This window comes from Pseudodesulfovibrio nedwellii (assembly GCF_027923765.1).
Lineage (GTDB): Bacteria > Desulfobacterota > Desulfovibrionia > Desulfovibrionales > Desulfovibrionaceae > Pseudodesulfovibrio > Pseudodesulfovibrio nedwellii.
Map to the genome: position 1 here is coordinate 1,365,474 of NZ_AP026709.1, position 15,646 is coordinate 1,381,119.

16 protein-coding genes are annotated in these 15,646 nt (G+C 51.6%); 11 read left to right on the plus strand and 5 right to left on the minus strand.

The genetic code is table 11. The features are described from left to right. Nucleotides 1-747 carry a DUF3298 and DUF4163 domain-containing protein gene (locus tag SYK_RS06560; protein WP_281762788.1) on the plus strand — a complete coding sequence of 249 codons (747 nt, stop codon included), beginning with the start codon at nt 1-3 and terminating at the stop codon, nt 745-747. A 65-nt stretch (nt 748-812) separates the two neighbouring features. After that, nucleotides 813-971 carry a YqaE/Pmp3 family membrane protein gene (locus SYK_RS06565; protein ID WP_281762789.1) on the plus strand — a complete coding sequence of 53 codons (159 nt, stop codon included), beginning with the start codon at nt 813-815 and terminating at the stop codon, nt 969-971. A gap of 76 nt (nt 972-1,047) precedes the next feature. On the opposite strand, the gene SYK_RS06570 is transcribed toward SYK_RS06565, so the two are convergent. Beyond that, a complete protein-coding gene (locus tag SYK_RS06570; protein ID WP_281762790.1) occupies nt 1,048-2,187 on the minus strand; it encodes a pyridoxal-phosphate-dependent aminotransferase family protein in 1,140 nt (379 codons plus the stop codon). Nucleotides 2,188-2,390: 203 nt separating this feature from the next. Between SYK_RS06570 and SYK_RS06575 the strand changes: the two genes are divergently transcribed. The 5 genes from SYK_RS06575 (at nt 2,391) to SYK_RS06595 (ending at nt 9,639) form a co-directional block, all read left to right on the plus strand. Then, entirely contained in the window at nt 2,391-5,918 is a 3,528-nt protein-coding gene (locus SYK_RS06575; protein WP_281762791.1) for an FAD-binding and (Fe-S)-binding domain-containing protein, read from the plus strand. 63 nt (nt 5,919-5,981) lie between these two features. Further along, on the plus strand, nt 5,982-6,932 hold the full coding sequence (locus SYK_RS06580) for an AEC family transporter (protein WP_281762792.1): 951 nt from the start codon (nt 5,982-5,984) through the stop codon (nt 6,930-6,932). A 140-nt stretch (nt 6,933-7,072) separates the two neighbouring features. After that, a complete protein-coding gene (gene ruvX, locus SYK_RS06585; protein ID WP_281762793.1) occupies nt 7,073-7,486 on the plus strand; it encodes a Holliday junction resolvase RuvX in 414 nt (137 codons plus the stop codon). After that, the gene (mltG, locus tag SYK_RS06590) at nt 7,462-8,526 is read left to right on the plus strand and encodes an endolytic transglycosylase MltG (RefSeq protein ID WP_281762794.1); all 1,065 of its coding nucleotides are present in this window, start codon (nt 7,462-7,464) and stop codon (nt 8,524-8,526) included. Before ruvX ends, mltG begins: the two co-directional genes overlap by 25 nt. Before the next feature lie 84 nt (nt 8,527-8,610). Further along, nucleotides 8,611-9,639, plus strand: coding sequence for a Ppx/GppA phosphatase family protein (locus tag SYK_RS06595; RefSeq protein ID WP_281762795.1), 1,029 nt, complete (start codon nt 8,611-8,613; stop codon nt 9,637-9,639). 1 nt (nt 9,640) lies between these two features. On the opposite strand, the gene lepB is transcribed toward SYK_RS06595, so the two are convergent. The 4 genes from lepB to SYK_RS06615 are packed head-to-tail and all read right to left on the minus strand — an operon-like array spanning nt 9,641 to nt 12,682. Beyond that, the gene (gene lepB / locus SYK_RS06600) at nt 9,641-10,489 is read right to left on the minus strand and encodes a signal peptidase I (protein ID WP_281762796.1); all 849 of its coding nucleotides are present in this window, start codon (nt 10,487-10,489) and stop codon (nt 9,641-9,643) included. A gap of 37 nt (nt 10,490-10,526) precedes the next feature. After that, on the minus strand, nt 10,527-11,546 hold the full coding sequence (locus SYK_RS06605) for a glycosyltransferase (protein WP_281762797.1): 1,020 nt from the start codon (nt 11,544-11,546) through the stop codon (nt 10,527-10,529). 3 nt (nt 11,547-11,549) lie between these two features. Then, on the minus strand, nt 11,550-12,473 hold the full coding sequence (locus SYK_RS06610) for a TIGR00269 family protein (RefSeq protein WP_281762798.1): 924 nt from the start codon (nt 12,471-12,473) through the stop codon (nt 11,550-11,552). Nucleotides 12,474-12,484: 11 nt separating this feature from the next. Continuing rightward, nucleotides 12,485-12,682, minus strand: a complete 198-nt coding sequence (locus tag SYK_RS06615) for a ubiquitin family protein (protein WP_281762799.1) — start codon at nt 12,680-12,682, stop codon at nt 12,485-12,487. A 234-nt stretch (nt 12,683-12,916) separates the two neighbouring features. On the opposite strand from SYK_RS06615, the gene SYK_RS06620 reads away from it, so the two are divergent. The 4 genes from SYK_RS06620 to SYK_RS06635 all read left to right on the plus strand — a co-directional run bounded on the left by SYK_RS06620 (nt 12,917) and on the right by SYK_RS06635 (nt 15,588). Next, nucleotides 12,917-13,288, plus strand: coding sequence for a response regulator (locus SYK_RS06620; protein ID WP_281762800.1), 372 nt, complete (start codon nt 12,917-12,919; stop codon nt 13,286-13,288). Nucleotides 13,289-13,436: 148 nt separating this feature from the next. After that, nucleotides 13,437-14,078 carry a site-2 protease family protein gene (locus SYK_RS06625; protein WP_281762801.1) on the plus strand — a complete coding sequence of 214 codons (642 nt, stop codon included), beginning with the start codon at nt 13,437-13,439 and terminating at the stop codon, nt 14,076-14,078. Between the two features lie 24 nt (nt 14,079-14,102). Further along, on the plus strand, nt 14,103-15,092 hold the full coding sequence (trpS, locus tag SYK_RS06630) for a tryptophan--tRNA ligase (RefSeq protein WP_281762802.1): 990 nt from the start codon (nt 14,103-14,105) through the stop codon (nt 15,090-15,092). 67 nt (nt 15,093-15,159) lie between these two features. Then, entirely contained in the window at nt 15,160-15,588 is a 429-nt protein-coding gene (locus SYK_RS06635) for an FKBP-type peptidyl-prolyl cis-trans isomerase (RefSeq protein WP_281762803.1), read from the plus strand. Nucleotides 15,589-15,646 lie beyond the last annotated feature (58 nt).

Below are 15,646 nucleotides of genomic sequence, written 5' to 3' on the forward strand. Positions count from 1 at the left end.
ATGCACGCCATCCGCACTTTTTCGATCGCGATCATGCTCATCCTGTTCACCCCGGCACTCATTATGGCTGGGACAAAATGCACCCCGCTTGTCCTGTCTGAAATCCATGTAGCGGAAGAGACCGCCGGTTTCATTGTGGACACCCGCTATCCTGTTCTCTGTGCAGAGGCCGCCAATCGCACCATCCGCGACTGGGTGGGACATCGCTTGTTCGATTTCAAAAAGTTCGATCCTGACCATGACCTGTCAGAATTCCCGCACAAATATGAAATGACCATGAACTACAGTGTCTGGGCGGCCGCTTCCGAACGATTCGCTTCGATTAAACTTGATGTTGAAGTCTATTCAGGTGGCGCCCACCCAAACCATTGGCCCATGACATGGGTCTTCGACATGACAAACGGCACGACCATCACACTAGAAGAACTTTTCACGGACATGAATACGGCACTCCCTGCTGTTTCCTCCATGTGCCGCGCCGTTCTGCTGCGGACACTTGGCCCGGAAATCAAGGACATGATCTTTTCCGGCACCAAATCGCTGGAAGAGAATTTTTCACGATTCATCCTCAACGACCAAGGCATAGTTTTTATCTTCCCGCATTATCAGGTGGCTCCCTATTCATCAGGCGAACAGGTGGTAACTATCCCGTATGCACATATTACGGAATACTTCACTCCTGAAATCAACCAGAAGCTCGGCCTCGCCCTTCCGCCACCAACCAAAGACATTGTTCCCGATATATGATTGATACAAACCACAAAAGTAGGTAATAGGAGATTATAGTACTCACCTTTTTCAAAGGAGCTCACGTGGAACTGCTTCGTATCATCATTTCCGTACTTATCCCGCCCATAGGCGCATTTTTGAAAGTCGGCTTTGGCCTACAATTCTGGGTGAACCTGTTGCTGACTCTCCTCGGATACTTCCCCGGCTTGGTGCATGTCATCTGGCTGTTATCCAGAAAATAACAACGCAAAAAAGGCCCGGTGCATCAACACCGGGCCTTTTCAATTTCAACAAAAAGTCTATTAAAATATCCAAAAATTACAGTTTTTTCAACTCCACTTCAAGCGCAGCCAGATACTCGGTAAGCATGTCAGGGGTAATATCGCCCATATGACCAATACGGATAATCTGACGTTTGCCCTCTTTTTCCAACTGAACATTAAGCTTTCCGTAGCCAGGGTCCATCAGATAGCCTTCTTCTCGCAAGGCTTCCTTCACGCCACCCTTGAGTTGAGCCTGTGTCACGCCTTCAGGACAAATGACAGTGGACATGGTCACGGACCGATACCCTTCCGGCACGAACATATCGAAACCATCCAGACCGGCCACCCATTCTTCAACCATGCCGCGCATCTGAATATGACGGGCAAAGCGATTCTCCACGCCTTCCTCGTTGACGATTCGATCAAGCTGCACAGCCATCTGGTTGGCGAGTGTGCCATTGGGTGTGGTTAAAGTCTGATTTTTACGAGCACAGACAAGCTGACGGGTGATGTCGTGAGCATGGCCCTTGTTGGTCACACGAGCAGCCTTTTCCTCGGCCTCCCTGGACACGAATCCGATACCGAATCCGGCAGGTAAAGCCAAAGACTTCTGTGTAGCAGTTACATACATGGCAGCCCCGGAATTCGACAAATCCAGATCAGCTCCGCCAAAAATGGACACTCCATCAACCAAGGGCATGGCGTCATATTGGCGAATAAGCGCGCACACAGCCTTCATATCATTGGTGACACCAGTGGATGTCTCGTTGTGAGTAAAAGAAACAACATCCGGCCGCAGATCTTTGAGTTTCTGCTCCAGCACATTCAAATTGATAGGCTGACCATACTCGAATTTGAGATTCGTGGATTGCTTTCCGTTGGCAACGGCGATCGTCTGATAATGGTCACCGAACGCTCCGACAGATACGTTAAGCAAAGTTTCATCATCAGCTACCAGTGAACGAATGGACGCTTCCATGGCAGAAGATCCAGACCCCAAAACCAGAATCGGTTCGTAATCGTCACCACATCCAGCCAGTGTTCGCAGATGCTGACGGATAGGACCGAAACGCAATTCATTCTCACTGTCGCGATGACCAAATTCCGGCAACATTGCCGCAGCCTTGACGTCGTCACGAATATAGGTGGGACCGGTAATAAAAAGCTTGAGTTGTGCGAATTTAGACAGGCTCATGGCGAATCCTCTCTCTGTGGATGTAGAACAAAAAAGATGAAAAAATGTCGTCGTTCAGTATACCGGAGAGTGCGCAATGTCCAGAAACGACACCATCAAATAGCACCAGATTTTCATATTTCTTATGCGCCCCAACGCTTGCCATTCGGGGGAAAAGTACTTATTTACTCTCTCTTCACCAATTTCCCATGGAGTAATAAGACATGGCTCAGCTCGGACCCCACATTTCAATATCAGACGAACAGCTCATCACCCGCGCCCTGGGCGTGGTAGAGATGGAGCAATATGCACACTGGCCCGAGGATGTAAAAAAACTCGCCGCCAATCTTGCCGCCGAACTTTTTCTGGTGCGCTATAATCCGTTCATCGACGCCTCACTGGTAAAAAAATCAGTTGCTCGTCGCCTGAACATGTCCAGGCCCTCCCTCGACAAAGAATTCGGCACGATCCTGACCAAAGGAATCGAACTGTTCTGGGAACGCTATGACCGAGAAATCACCTTTCGCGAACAGATCATTAAGCAACTCGAACACTTCATGCCCGAAGACGGCATTGGTGACGCACCGCACTCCCGTGTAGAATCAGCCACCGACGCCACCGACCTGCGCATGGAACTGCCCATGCTCGTCCTCTTTCCCGAAACCGAAGCGCAGATTCAGGGCATCGTCAAACTCGCCAACGAAATGCACTTCGGCATCATCCCGCGCGGTGGCGGCACCGGAGCAACAGGTGGAGCCATCCCGGCAGAAACTCGCTCCGTCATCCTGTCCCTGACCCGATTCAAGGATATTCTGGACGTTGATCAGGAAAATCACATCCTGACATTGGAATCCGGTGTTATTACCTTGAACGCCATTCAAGCTGCTGCCAAAAAGGATGTCCTTTTCACCGTGGACCCGGCTTCCAAGGCAGGTTCTTCCATTGGCGGCAACATTTCCGAAAACGCCGGTGGCCCGTTCGCCTTTGAATACGGCACCACCATCGACAACATCCTGAGCTACCGGATGGTTAAACCAGACGGCTCGCTCATCGAAGTCCGCCGTAAGGATCACCCACGTCACAAAATTTATGAAGGTGAAACTGCAACCTTTGAAATCTTCGATGTAAATGGACACAAAATCGACACTGTCGAACTCGACAGCAGCGAAATCCGTGGCAAAGGCCTCGGCAAGGACGTGTCCAACAAATATCTGGGCGGCCTGCCCGGCGTACAGAAGGAAGGCACAGACGGCATTATCACCGTAGCCCGATTCGTCTGTTATCCGGCCCTGAAGAACTCTCGAGTGCTCTGCCTTGAATTCTTTGGACGCTCCATGCGCAATGCCATGCTCGTCATCAAGGACGTTGTCGGCCTGCGCGACACCATCCGAGAAGAAGGCGATCTGGTAAAGATTTCCGCTCTGGAAGAATTCGGCCCCAAATACGTACAGGCCATCGACTACCAAACCAAATCCACCCAGTACGAAGGCAACCCGATTTCCGTCCTCATTCTGCAACTGGATTCCGACGACAAGGAAGCACTGGACGCGGCATGCCAGAACGTGCTGGCCATTGCCCAGCCCTTTGACGGCGTGGACATATTTGCTGCCCGTGACGACAAAGAAGGCGAACTGTTCTGGGAGGACCGGCACAAGCTGTCGGCCATTGCCAAACGCACCTCAGGTTTCAAAATCAACGAAGACGTTGTCATTCCCATGGATGTCATCCCGGAATTCTCCGACTTCCTCGAAGATCTGAACCTCATCTATCTGGCAAAAATATACCGCACCACCCTTGAAAAGGTCCGTGCCATGTCCGGCGTGAACGACGATGATGCTGACATAAGAGAAGCATTTGGTCGCATCGACGATATTCTGAGCGGCAAAGTAACGTCCCATGACTTTTCCGACACCGAACAGGAGGCTCAATGCCGTTACCTGTTCCTGAAATTGCGTGATTCCTACCCTCGTCTGGACCGCGAAATCAAAGCCATGTGGCAGGACATGCAGCTTCGGCGCATCGTCATTGCCAACCACATGCACGCAGGCGATGGCAACTGCCACGTCAACCTGCCGGTCAACTCCAACGACCCGGAGATGCTCGCCTCAGCCCACGAAGCCGCTGAAGTAGTCATGACCAAAGTTTTGGAAATGGGCGGTGAAGTCTCTGGCGAACATGGCATCGGCATCACCAAGATCGCCTTCCTGAGCGACAAAAAAATTAAGGATTTGTCTGATTACAAGAAAGATGTAGACCCAAACAACATCCTTAATCCGGGAAAGCTCACCGCACGAAAACTGCCAAGTGTGCCATTCACTTTCTCATTCAACAGACTGATCAAGGACCTCGACGCCACTGCGCTCAAGGACAAGGAAGCCCTCATGGGGCTTTTGAAAAACATTCAGACCTGTACCCGCTGCGGCAAATGCAAACAGGTCTGCCCCATGTACCTTCCAGCCAAAGGACTTTTATTCCACCCGCGCAACAAAAACATCAGTCTCGGCGCGCTCATTGAAGGCATTTATTATTCGCAGGTGCAAACCGGCGAGCCCGCTCCTTCGCTCATGGCTGAACTGCGCAACCTGATGGATCACTGCACAGCCTGCGGCAAATGCCAAGCAGCCTGTCCTGTCAAGATTGACTCTGCCGGGGCCGCTCTGTCCATGCGGTCATTCCTCGATTCCAAGGGCAAATCAGGCCATCAGCTCAAACAAATTATTTTACGCAACGTCGCCAAAAATCCGGCATCCAACCTGCCGGTCGTTGCAAAGTTCCTGTCTGTCGGACAATCCCTTCAGGATAAGACCTTGGGCATGATACCGGCCCGCTGGCTTTCTCGCATCGAATCCCCGATCGTCAAAAGTCGCAGTCCTCACATAGATTTCCGAAATCTGTTTGAAACTCTGGAATTGGAAGGCGGCTCAGTCTTCAAAAATCCCAGAGCCGCAAGCGATAACACCGTGCTCTACTTTCCGGGTTGTGGAGGATCACTCTTCTCCCATTCCATCGGTATGGCCTCGGTCTACCTGCTTCTCAAATCCGGCGTAAACGTGGTCATGCCCGACCACCACATGTGCTGTGGATATCCACTGCTCGCTTCGGGTTGTGAAGAGGCATACAAAACCAACCGTCATCGCAACATACAGGAATTCCTTGACCTGTTCGTCAAAACCGGCAAGGCGGGCCTCAAGGCTACCACTCTGCTCACAGCCTGCGGTACCTGTCGTGAATCGCTGGAAAGCTACGACTTCACCGGTGAAATGGAAGAACCGCTCAAGCAGATGGACGTAGTCCAATTCCTCATCGAACGATTGCCTTCCATCCGCCAGTCCGAGTCCATCGTGTACCACGCTGCCTGTCATGCAGAATGGGTGGACGCACCCAAAATCAAGGCCCCGGAACTGTATCGCACGGCACTGGCCGAACTGACCGGTGCTGAGGTGAGCCTCTCACCCGGCTGCTGCGGAGAATCCGGCCTCGGCGCCTTGACTTCACCTGGCATTTACAACCGGCTGCGCGAATGCAAACAGGACCAACTCACTGAGGATCTCGGCCACAACCGAGAAAAACCCATCGTGGTCGGCTGCCCGTCCTGCAAAGTCGGTATAAAACGGTCCATGCTCCAGATGAAACGCCCCAACCGGGTCCTTCACGCCGTGGAATATCTGGCCGAAGCCGTGGGCGGGAAAAAATGGAAAAAAGAACTCAAGGACTTGCTAGAAAAAGTTGAACGCAAAGGCTCGGATAACTAATTCCGACCCAAGTTTGACCCAAAATGTCTGACAAGGTAGGCTCCTGTTCCAAAGGAGCCTACCATGACAATCTACGCTCGCCTCATTGCATCCATTGCGATTCTACTCGGCCTGATCTGCTTTGCGGCCTTCCTGCGGCACAAAGGTTTTGTCCGCGAAGAACATGGTGGTGTCTTTGCTAAGCTCGTAACGCACGCCACCCTGCCAGCACTCATTTTTGTTTCATTAGCCCGCACCTCCATCATTTGGGATGAAGCATGGCTCGCGCTCATCATGCTGATGGCCGAACTCCTAGCTCTTGGCCTAGGCTGGATTGCGGCCAAGGCTCTCCGATTGGATCGTCCCTCTAGCGGGGCCATGATTCTCGTTTCCGGCTTTGGTAGTTCCTCGCTGCTTGGATACGCACTCATCAGCCAGGTCTTTCCGGGGAACACTGGCGCAATGACCGAAGCTGTCATGGTTTCAGAAATCGGCGTAGGTCCGGCACTCTTCACCATCGGCACAATGATCGCCATATACTATGGCAGTGAAGGCGCATCCCCAGAGGCTCGTTTCAAGGCAGCATTAGGATTTTTCCGTTCCCCCATTTTCATCTCAGTAGTAGCCGGACTTGTCTGGTCCGCCTTCAAACTCCCGACAGACGGCCCTATCATGGGGACCATCATGCAAGCCCTCGACGTAACAGGCGCAGCCAACACATTGATGGTCACCCTACTCGTGGGCGTCCTCCTCCATTTTCAAGACCTCGGCTCCGTGGCATTGGCAGGTGTCGCCGTAGCCGCAAACAAACTCATCCTGAAACCTATCATGATATGGATGCCAACCGTGTTTATGGCCCTGGAGACATGGGAAGTGCACGTACTGGTATTGGAAGCGGCCATGCCCTCAGCCCTGCTCACCGTGGCGTTGTCCCGCACCTATGGATGCAATGCCGGACTGGCATCTCGAATGGTCTTCCTGACCACCTTGGCCAGTGGCATTACCATCCCGATCATGTTCAAAATATTGAGTTGACCTCGTTTTTACATTGACCAGAGTCCGCTCAAATGCTTTGTTTGGGCGGACTTTTTCGATGAAGACACGCATGGACAATAAAAAGATTATGAAACACGACACAAACTGCCCCCCCGCTCACACTCGGGAAGAAGAATAGTATGCGTGCGCTCGGCATTGATTTCGGCCTAAAACGCGTGGGCCTTGCCGTGTCCGACCGCACAGGCACACTTGTCTCGCCGTTCAAGACTATTGTCCGCACTTCACGAAACGCCCTCTTTGACGAACTGCTCGAAATCATACACAATGAAGTAATTGAAACCGTTGTGGTAGGTCTCCCATTATCTTTGGACGGAGGAGACACCCTGACCACTCGTCAGGCCCGCAATTTTGCCGAAAGTCTGGGACGACGCATCGAACAGCCCATCCACCTGATGGACGAACGGTTGACCTCTGCTGAAGCCGAAGAAGAACTCAACGCTGCCGGTCTCTACGGCAAAAAACGAAAGATGGCCCTGGACAGTCAGGCCGCCGTCATCATATTGCGCTCATGGATCGAAAGCGGACAATCATAATATCATTTCTCAGCCTGCTTCTTCTCGCGGGCATTGGTGCGGGCGGCTATGTCTGGCATAAGGCATGGCTTGAAGAACAATTTCTGACCGTACCACCGGAATCCCCTGGACAAGACATCATGTTTCGCGTGGAACCCGGTCAAATTTTCACTACCATCTCAGCCAATCTCAAAAAAAATGGCCTGATCACGGATACCCGTCGTTTTCTCAAGTTGGCACAACAAACCGGCAAAACGTCATCACTCCGCGCAGGACAGTTTAAACTTTCGACTGGATGGACGCCCGATCAAATTCTCCATGAACTCAGTTCATCAGCCGGAATCATGAAAAAAGCCTCGATCCGCGAGGGTCTGACATGGTGGCAAACCGCCGACAAAATTCAGGCAGCACAGTTGGGCAGCTATAAAAATTTTGCTGAAGCCATAGTCGACCCTGAACTTTTAAAAAAATACGGCCTTGAAGCGAAAAATGCCGAAGGATATCTCTTCCCGGAGACATATCTGCTCACCCCGCCAAGGGGTGACCAATCTCGATACATGGCCGAAATCATGCTTAAGGAATTCTTCAAAAACGCGGCCAAAGTCTGGCCTGAGGGTCTGCCAGAATTTGAAGAGATGAACAAGATGGTCACGCTCGCCTCACTCATCGAAAAAGAAACTGGCAACACCTCGGAGCGAAAGCGAATTTCCGGGGTCTTTCATAACCGCCTCAAGAAACGGATGCTCATCCAGGCGGACCCAACCATCATTTATGGTCTTGGGCCAGCTTTTGACGGAAACATTCGGCGCAGTCACATTTTGGACAAAAAGAATCCATACAACACGTACGTCATTCGCGGCCTGCCTCCGGGGCCAATCTGTTCACCGGGTCTTGATGCACTTCTGGCCGCCGTCCACCCTGAAGATCATTCATTTCTGTATTTCGTAGCAAAAGGGGACGGGTCGCATTATTTCAGTAAATCCTTATCAGAACACAATAATGCGGTCAGACAATACCAACTCAGAAGAAATCGTAAGACCTATCGATCCACTCAAGAATAACCGAAATCCCTGCGCCTCGAACATTGCGAACTGATACCTTTTCCGATAGCATATCGGGTGGAAGAACATTCCATCGGGAGAAACATGCGTTTATCAATTCGACTCGTCCAACTCATGGGCCTTATCCTCTGTCTGGTCTGTGCCACGAACGGCTTTGCCCAATCAGAATCATCGGTGCGTCGTGCCGCATTCGATATAGGCTCCGCCGTCATCAAATGCACTATCGCCGATGTGAACATATCCACCGGCCAGATCATCAAAACAATTGAAACCCTGTCGGAAAAAATAGATTTCGCAGAAGACCTCGCCCGATCCTACGATTCAAATCTCAGCCGTGACATCATGAACGCGGGCATCAAGGCCCTTGAAGAAATGAAACGTATTGCGGTTAAGCAAAACGTTAAAGAATACTCTGCCGCAGGTGGGGCCGTATTCCGCTCTGCCAGAAATGGTCGGGCCTACTTTGTCCGCATCGAAGAAGAAACAGGTATCCCCAGCCGGATTGTTTCCGAACAACAAGCTGCCATGCTCAGCTACCACGCGGTACGACAGGCATTAGATTTTTCGTCTCGGGACCTACTTGTATGGGACATCGGTGGCGGCAGCATGCAGATGACTGCCCGACACATGGATGGTGGCCTTCTCTTTTACATTGACCCCATGGCTTCAGTCTCCTTCAAAAATGTGGTCATCGGCACCATTCAGGGAAAAAACATCGCCACAGTCTCTTCCCCCAACCCAGTCAATGCCGACGAAGTTGCCTCTGCTCTCACCAACATCAAGACCCACGCCGCCACATCCATTCCCCCGCTCATCACATCCCGCCTACGTCATTCCAACATGATTGTGGCCGGTATCGGCGGTGTGCACTATTACGGAATCCCCGAACAGATAGGCAGACGTGACAAAGTCTTCACCCGCGACGATGTCGCCAAGGCGCTGGAAAAATGGACTGGCAAAAACGACGAAGACTTTGAAAGTGAATTCGCCGCCACCCGCCTGACCAATCTTATTCTAGTGTTGGGTTACATGGACACTCTCGGCATCAAGGAAGTCCATCCGCTGGTCATCAACCAGTCAGACGGACTGCTGGCCGCTCCTGAATTCTGGTAGCCTAGCGAATTTCAACGCCGAGACGATCCGCCCATGACTCTGACTCAAATTCGCCGGGGAAATAAATATACTTGGCTTTGGCCTTGATCTTTACTCGTTGGACCGGCCCCCACCATCTGGAATCGTAACTAGCTTCACGATTATCACCGAGAACGAAATACTCCTCCGCCCCCAATGTCAAAGGCCCGAAGTCGTCACGTACTGGTACTATGCTCGTCTTGGTGTGTTGCACATACGATTCTTCAAGCGGATTATCATCAACAAACACTTGTCGTTGACGAATCTCAACGGTCTCGCCGGGAAGTCCGACTACTCGTTTGATAAAATCGACATGCTCATTTTCCGGGAACGGAAAAATCACGATATCCCCTCGCTTCACGGCATAATCTAAGGCCAAAGTCTCCACAATAAAATGATCCCCAATTTTCAAAGTGGGCAGCATTGAACCGGACGGGGCCTTATATGCCTCATAAGATTGAGACATCAAATGATCAAAGACAAGACCGGATGCCAGACTCACGCACAGACAGAGAGCGTACACCCACCAACGATTCCATGGTCCGGGACTAAATTCCCGAAGCCTTTTGGCAGAAGCAAAAGCCTCCCACGCCACGAATACATTGAAGCCCAACAATATGGCGAGACACAATAGTGTCGAGACAAAATCTGACCAAAACGGAATCATGGCCAAAGAGTACACCCACTCGGCCACGAAAAAACCAACGCCCTTTTTCCACTGACCGTTATATATTTGACCAAAACCGGTAAACAAAAGGGAAAGCAGTCCTGCCAGCCACGGCTTTCTCGGCTTGGAATCAGACGCACTCTGGATGGTATTTTGATCAGTCATGACTTGACCATGCCAGATTGACCGAGAGAAGAAAACATCAGGCTACTGGTATGAAATCGCGCCCCAATTCATAACCACGTCCATTCAAGAACTCGGCGATATCTTCACGTGCTCCCCGACTGGCTACGTACGGCAAACAAAACGCCTCGCCTGCACCGGGAATATCATTGCGATCAACCACTGGCACCCCGTTAACGATATGACCTATCTTACGCGGGTCGATGTCATAATAGGCCGCAAATTCCACACCATGAGCGAGCAAAAGATCTGCCCGTTTACGAGTGGTCCGTCCTGAGCCAAGTATATGGACCACGGGGTGCAACGGATTATTCCGAGCCAACCACCGTGCAAGATACTCGGTCTTGATACGATAAAAGGCATCCACATCATATCTGGGATGATTGCGCGACAATCGTGTGGGAGGATCATTCCAAATGAGCAGTTCCTCATCCACTTTCATCATGCGCACGCCTGCTTCCAACCACCGCAGCAGCAATTCGTAATCTTCAGGGAAATCTCCATCACGATACATGCCGTGTTCGTCGATGCACTCCCTTCGATACATGATGGATGGATTGGGCACTGGAAATTCAACGAACCGATTCAAAGTAATGGCTTCATGCGAGAGGACCGTATTGGTCCAATCTACATAATGGGCATACCCAGCACAAGCTTCACGACACCCGCCGAATCGGATACGACAGCCAACCAACCCGACATCCAGATTTTCATCCAACAGCCTAGACTGAGCCGCCAACCGCTCCGGCAACGACTCATCATCCGCATCCATGCGAGCTATATACCTGCCACAAGCCGCCTCAATAGCCGCATTAGCCGCCGTAATCACGCCACCATGCTCGATGGACACAACACGAATACGGGAATCCCGGCGCGCATATTCGGCCAGGATTCCCGCTGTATTATCATTACTACCGTCATCCACGGCCACCACTTCGAAATCCGCACACGTCTGAACAAGCAGACTGTCGAGCGCCTTACTCACGGTCTCCCCGCAATTAAAGCAAGGCATAGTCACGGAAACCTTCGGTGTAGGCATGGGTTACTCGACCTCGGCCTCGGCTTTGCTCGCCTTCACAGCCGCCTTGATGCGACAGACCGAGCATGTGCCGGCACTGGTTGGCGATCCACATTCAATGCACGGATTGAGTTCATCTCCGGTCTCCTTCTCCAAATTAGCGAATGCAGGCTTCCCCTTCTTGAGAAAGGATTGATAGAACTGAAACTTCTGCCCGGGGCTACGATATTCAAGTTCTCCCCACAATTCCTTATGGTGAGTAAAACTTGCACCTGAAGCATACGGACATGGGTCCGAATGTATTTCAATACCCTTAAGAAAGGCGTAGTTGGCGGTCTCGAATTCACTCAATCGAAACAGCGGCTTGACCTTACGCACAAAACCATCACTGGCAGGCAGGGTCGGCCCCTGATCGGATAAATATGCCGTATCCCAACGCAGAGTGTTTGCGAAGAGTCGCGCCACTTCATCATCCAAATTATGACCGGTAGCGAGCACATCAAAACCCTCTTCCCGAGCAATCCGGTTAAAATGATGTCGCTTCATCTTGCCACACACGGAACAGACCGGACGTTTGACGTATTGCTTGATGTCCGGGATGGGCAACCCCCACTTCTCCATTTCAAACACACACAGGTCGAGATCATGCAGATCACAAAAATCCTCGACTTTCTTACGCGCTTTTCCCGAAGAATTGGGAATGCCGAGGTCAATATGCAGGCCTGTAACATCATACCCCTGCAATTTCAGCTCAAGCATCAAAGCCAAAGAATCCTTGCCACCGGACAGTGCCACAAGAATACGCTCATCATGGGTGAACATCTTTTCCCGACGGATGGCGGTTTCCACCTGTTTGGTGAAGAAAAGCGGAAAACAATCCTTACAAAACCCGGAATGATGACTGGGCAATGCGACGCAGGCAGTTTTTTTACAACGGATACATTTCATAAATAATACCCTTACCCTGCGGAAGTAACTTTACGAACCATGAGCGTATCACCGTTTTTCAACATACAGTCCGCGGTGAGCAGCTCGCCGTCGCGCACAACGATGGCCATGGTGGAACGGAGCTTCAATTTATTCAGCACAGCAATGACCGAACGAGTGTTGCTCATCTCGATCTGCTCTCCGTCCGGTTCAAGATTAACCGTAATCATATGTGTCTCCTTTTCCGCCAGTCGCTTTGATGGCCAGCGGGTGGGTGGACACTACAGAGGAAGCGGGTCCTGTTCAAGCCCCCTGTCTCGGAGGGGAATTACACGAAAAACACAGTCACTCCGGGGTACCACGGCGGTATGTTAGAATCTGAATGAAAACACCAAACCTTTGTTGACCCAAAAGAGGGGAATCGCGTATGTTGCCAATAAGGGAATAATCCTAAGGAGGATTTCATGAGCCAACCGAAGATTCTCGTTGTCGATGATGAAAAACATATTCGCATGCTCTACAGGGAAGAACTGGAAGCTGACGGATACACTGTCGCCACCTCAGACGGCGAAGAAGACATCCTCGATGTAATGGAACGAGAAACCCCGACCATCGTCATTCTGGACATCAAACTTGGTGTCAGCCGCTCCGGCCTTGACCTCTTGCAGGAAATCAGGACCAAAGACCTGCAAATACCGGTCATCCTTTCCACGGCGTACGACTCCTTCCAGCACGACCTCAAATCCATTGCCGCAGATTACTATGTGGTCAAATCAGTGGACCTCTCAGAGCTGAAAGACAAGGTTCGTATGGCCCTTAATAAAGCTGGTATGTAGCTAATCACACACAGCTTTTCATCTTTTTAGCAGACACCCTCCAGGCACATCCCGGGGGGTGTCTTCGTTTAATTTTCGCACCTGCCCAACAATTTCTACTGAGACATTCCTCTTGCCGTGCCGCCCTCCGGCATGGTAGCCGCATCGCATGTTCGACATTACCGCACAGGACCTCCAACTGTATCTTATCATGGCTCCGGGCCTGCTCATTGCATTGGTTTGTCACGAAGTAGCCCATGGTTACGTGGCCTATCTGCTCGGTGACCCCACAGCCAAGTCCCAGGGACGATTGACGCTCAACCCGCTCAAGCACCTGGACCCCATCGGCACGTTGGCCTTTTTCTTTGTCCAGTTCGGCTGGGCACGCCCCGTTCCGGTTAATGCACGATATTTCAGAAACCCACGTCAAGGCATGATGCTGACAGCTATGGCGGGACCAGGGATTAACTTCCTGCTGGCCTCAATTTTTGCGCTGATCTTCCACGCCATGGTCGCTTTTGACATCAACGGACAGAGCGCATTCTATGCTGTGGCCTATTATGGCGTATTCGTGAACCTTATTCTCGGCGTATTCAACCTTTTGCCCATTCCACCTCTGGACGGCAGCAACGTTGTCGCGTACTTTCTACCGCCGCAGGCAGCCTACAAGTTCATGTCCCTAAGCCGATATGGTTTTATTCTCCTCATCGGCATTATCATGCTGGGACGCTTCACCGGCTTTTCACTGGTTGGCGAGATCATTCTGCCTATGGTTCGCGCCATGGCCGGTCTACTCGGCATCCCCATGTAACCCTTTAAACAACACCAATTCATCATGAGCGAAAGACAACGCATCGTTTCAGGCATGCGGCCCACCGGCCCCCTTCATCTCGGTCACTACTTCGGCGTCATTGCCAACTGGGTCAAACTCCAGGAAGAGTACGACTGTTTCTTTTTCGTGGCCGACTGGCACGCCCTGACCAGCGAATACGCCGATCCCACCAGAACCAAAGGCTTCGTTCCCGGTCTGGTCAAAGATTGGATCGCCGCAGGTCTGGACCCGGAAAAATGCAGCATCTTCCAGCAGTCCATGGTCAAAGAACACGCTGAATTGAACCTGCTACTGGCCATGATCACCCCGCTAGGCTGGCTGGAGCGGTGTCCTACATACAAAGAACAAAAAACCGAACTGGCACAGAAAGAACTGAACACCTTCGGATTCCTCGGTTATCCCGTACTCATGACTGCTGACATCCTGATGTACAAGCCGTGCGCCGTGCCTGTAGGCAAGGACCAGCTTCCGCATCTGGAACTGACCCGAGAGATAGCCCGTCGCTTCAATCACCTGAACAAGACGGAACTCTTCCCGGAACCGGCAGACATGCTCACCGAAGAATGTAAGCTGCCCGGTCTGGACGGTCGCAAAATGTCCAAGAGCTATGGTAACTCCATCATGCTTTCCGAGCCTATTGACGAGATCATGCCTAAACTGCGCGGCATGAAAACCGACGAAAATCGTCTGCGCAAATCCGATCCGGGTGATCCCAATATTTGCAACCTCTACCCCTACCACAAGCTCATGACCGATCCGGCCAGACTCCCTGAGATTCAGGAAGGTTGCCGCAATGCGTCCTGGGGTTGTGTTGATTGCAAAAAGGTGCTCATGGAGTCCATGGAAACCTTCCTGACGCCTTTGCACGAACGCCGCGCCGCCTGCACTGATGCAATGGTTCAGGAAATCCTGCACGCAGGGAATGAAAAGGCCCGTGCGTACGCCCGAAAGACCATGGACGAAATCCGTCAGGTCATGAACTTCGACTTCTAAGCAAAAAAAATATATATAGTGCATTTCCCGAACTCTTTCCGGGACCACACAACATTCAGGAGATTCTATGGCAGCCCAGAAAGGCAGCACTGTCAAAGTCCATTACACCGGTACCCTCAAGGCTGACGGCAGCCAGTTCGATTCCAGTGAGGGCCGCGAGCCTCTCGAGTTCCAATTGGGTGAAGGTATGGTCATCGCCGGTTTCGAAAAAGCCGTCATCGGCAAGAATGTCGGCGACTCCATGACCGTGGAGATTGCACCAGAGGAAGGCTACGGCAATCCCAATGAAGAACTGGTCTTCCAGGTCCGCAAGGAACAACTTCCCCCGAACGTCGAGTTGGAAGAAGGCATCATGCTGGAAATCCGCACCGAAGACGACCACCCCGCATACGTACGCGTCACCGCGTTCGACGAAGAGATGGTCACGCTTGACGGTAATCACCCCTTGGCGGGAGAAACCTTGATTTTTGACATTGAACTCGTGGAAGTTGCGTAAATAACTTCACATTGATTAAAATCCCCCCGCCTCTTGCTGAATTCGGCGAGGGCGGGGT

Coding starts and splice junctions, on each gene's coding strand:
- SYK_RS06560 (WP_281762788.1), top strand. CDS start 1: ATGCACGCCATCCGCACTTTTTCGATCGCGATCATGCTCATCCTGTTC.
- SYK_RS06570 (WP_281762790.1), bottom strand. CDS start 2,187: ATGAGCCTGTCTAAATTCGCACAACTCAAGCTTTTTATTACCGGTCCC.
- SYK_RS06575 (WP_281762791.1), top strand. CDS start 2,391: ATGGCTCAGCTCGGACCCCACATTTCAATATCAGACGAACAGCTCATC.
- SYK_RS06580 (WP_281762792.1), top strand. CDS start 5,982: ATGACAATCTACGCTCGCCTCATTGCATCCATTGCGATTCTACTCGGC.
- ruvX (WP_281762793.1), top strand. CDS start 7,073: ATGCGTGCGCTCGGCATTGATTTCGGCCTAAAACGCGTGGGCCTTGCC.
- mltG (WP_281762794.1), top strand. CDS start 7,462: ATGGATCGAAAGCGGACAATCATAATATCATTTCTCAGCCTGCTTCTT.
- SYK_RS06595 (WP_281762795.1), top strand. CDS start 8,611: ATGCGTTTATCAATTCGACTCGTCCAACTCATGGGCCTTATCCTCTGT.
- lepB (WP_281762796.1), bottom strand. CDS start 10,489: ATGACTGATCAAAATACCATCCAGAGTGCGTCTGATTCCAAGCCGAGA.
- SYK_RS06605 (WP_281762797.1), bottom strand. CDS start 11,546: ATGCCTACACCGAAGGTTTCCGTGACTATGCCTTGCTTTAATTGCGGG.
- SYK_RS06610 (WP_281762798.1), bottom strand. CDS start 12,473: ATGAAATGTATCCGTTGTAAAAAAACTGCCTGCGTCGCATTGCCCAGT.
- SYK_RS06615 (WP_281762799.1), bottom strand. CDS start 12,682: ATGATTACGGTTAATCTTGAACCGGACGGAGAGCAGATCGAGATGAGC.
- SYK_RS06620 (WP_281762800.1), top strand. CDS start 12,917: ATGAGCCAACCGAAGATTCTCGTTGTCGATGATGAAAAACATATTCGC.
- SYK_RS06625 (WP_281762801.1), top strand. CDS start 13,437: ATGTTCGACATTACCGCACAGGACCTCCAACTGTATCTTATCATGGCT.
- trpS (WP_281762802.1), top strand. CDS start 14,103: ATGAGCGAAAGACAACGCATCGTTTCAGGCATGCGGCCCACCGGCCCC.
- SYK_RS06635 (WP_281762803.1), top strand. CDS start 15,160: ATGGCAGCCCAGAAAGGCAGCACTGTCAAAGTCCATTACACCGGTACC.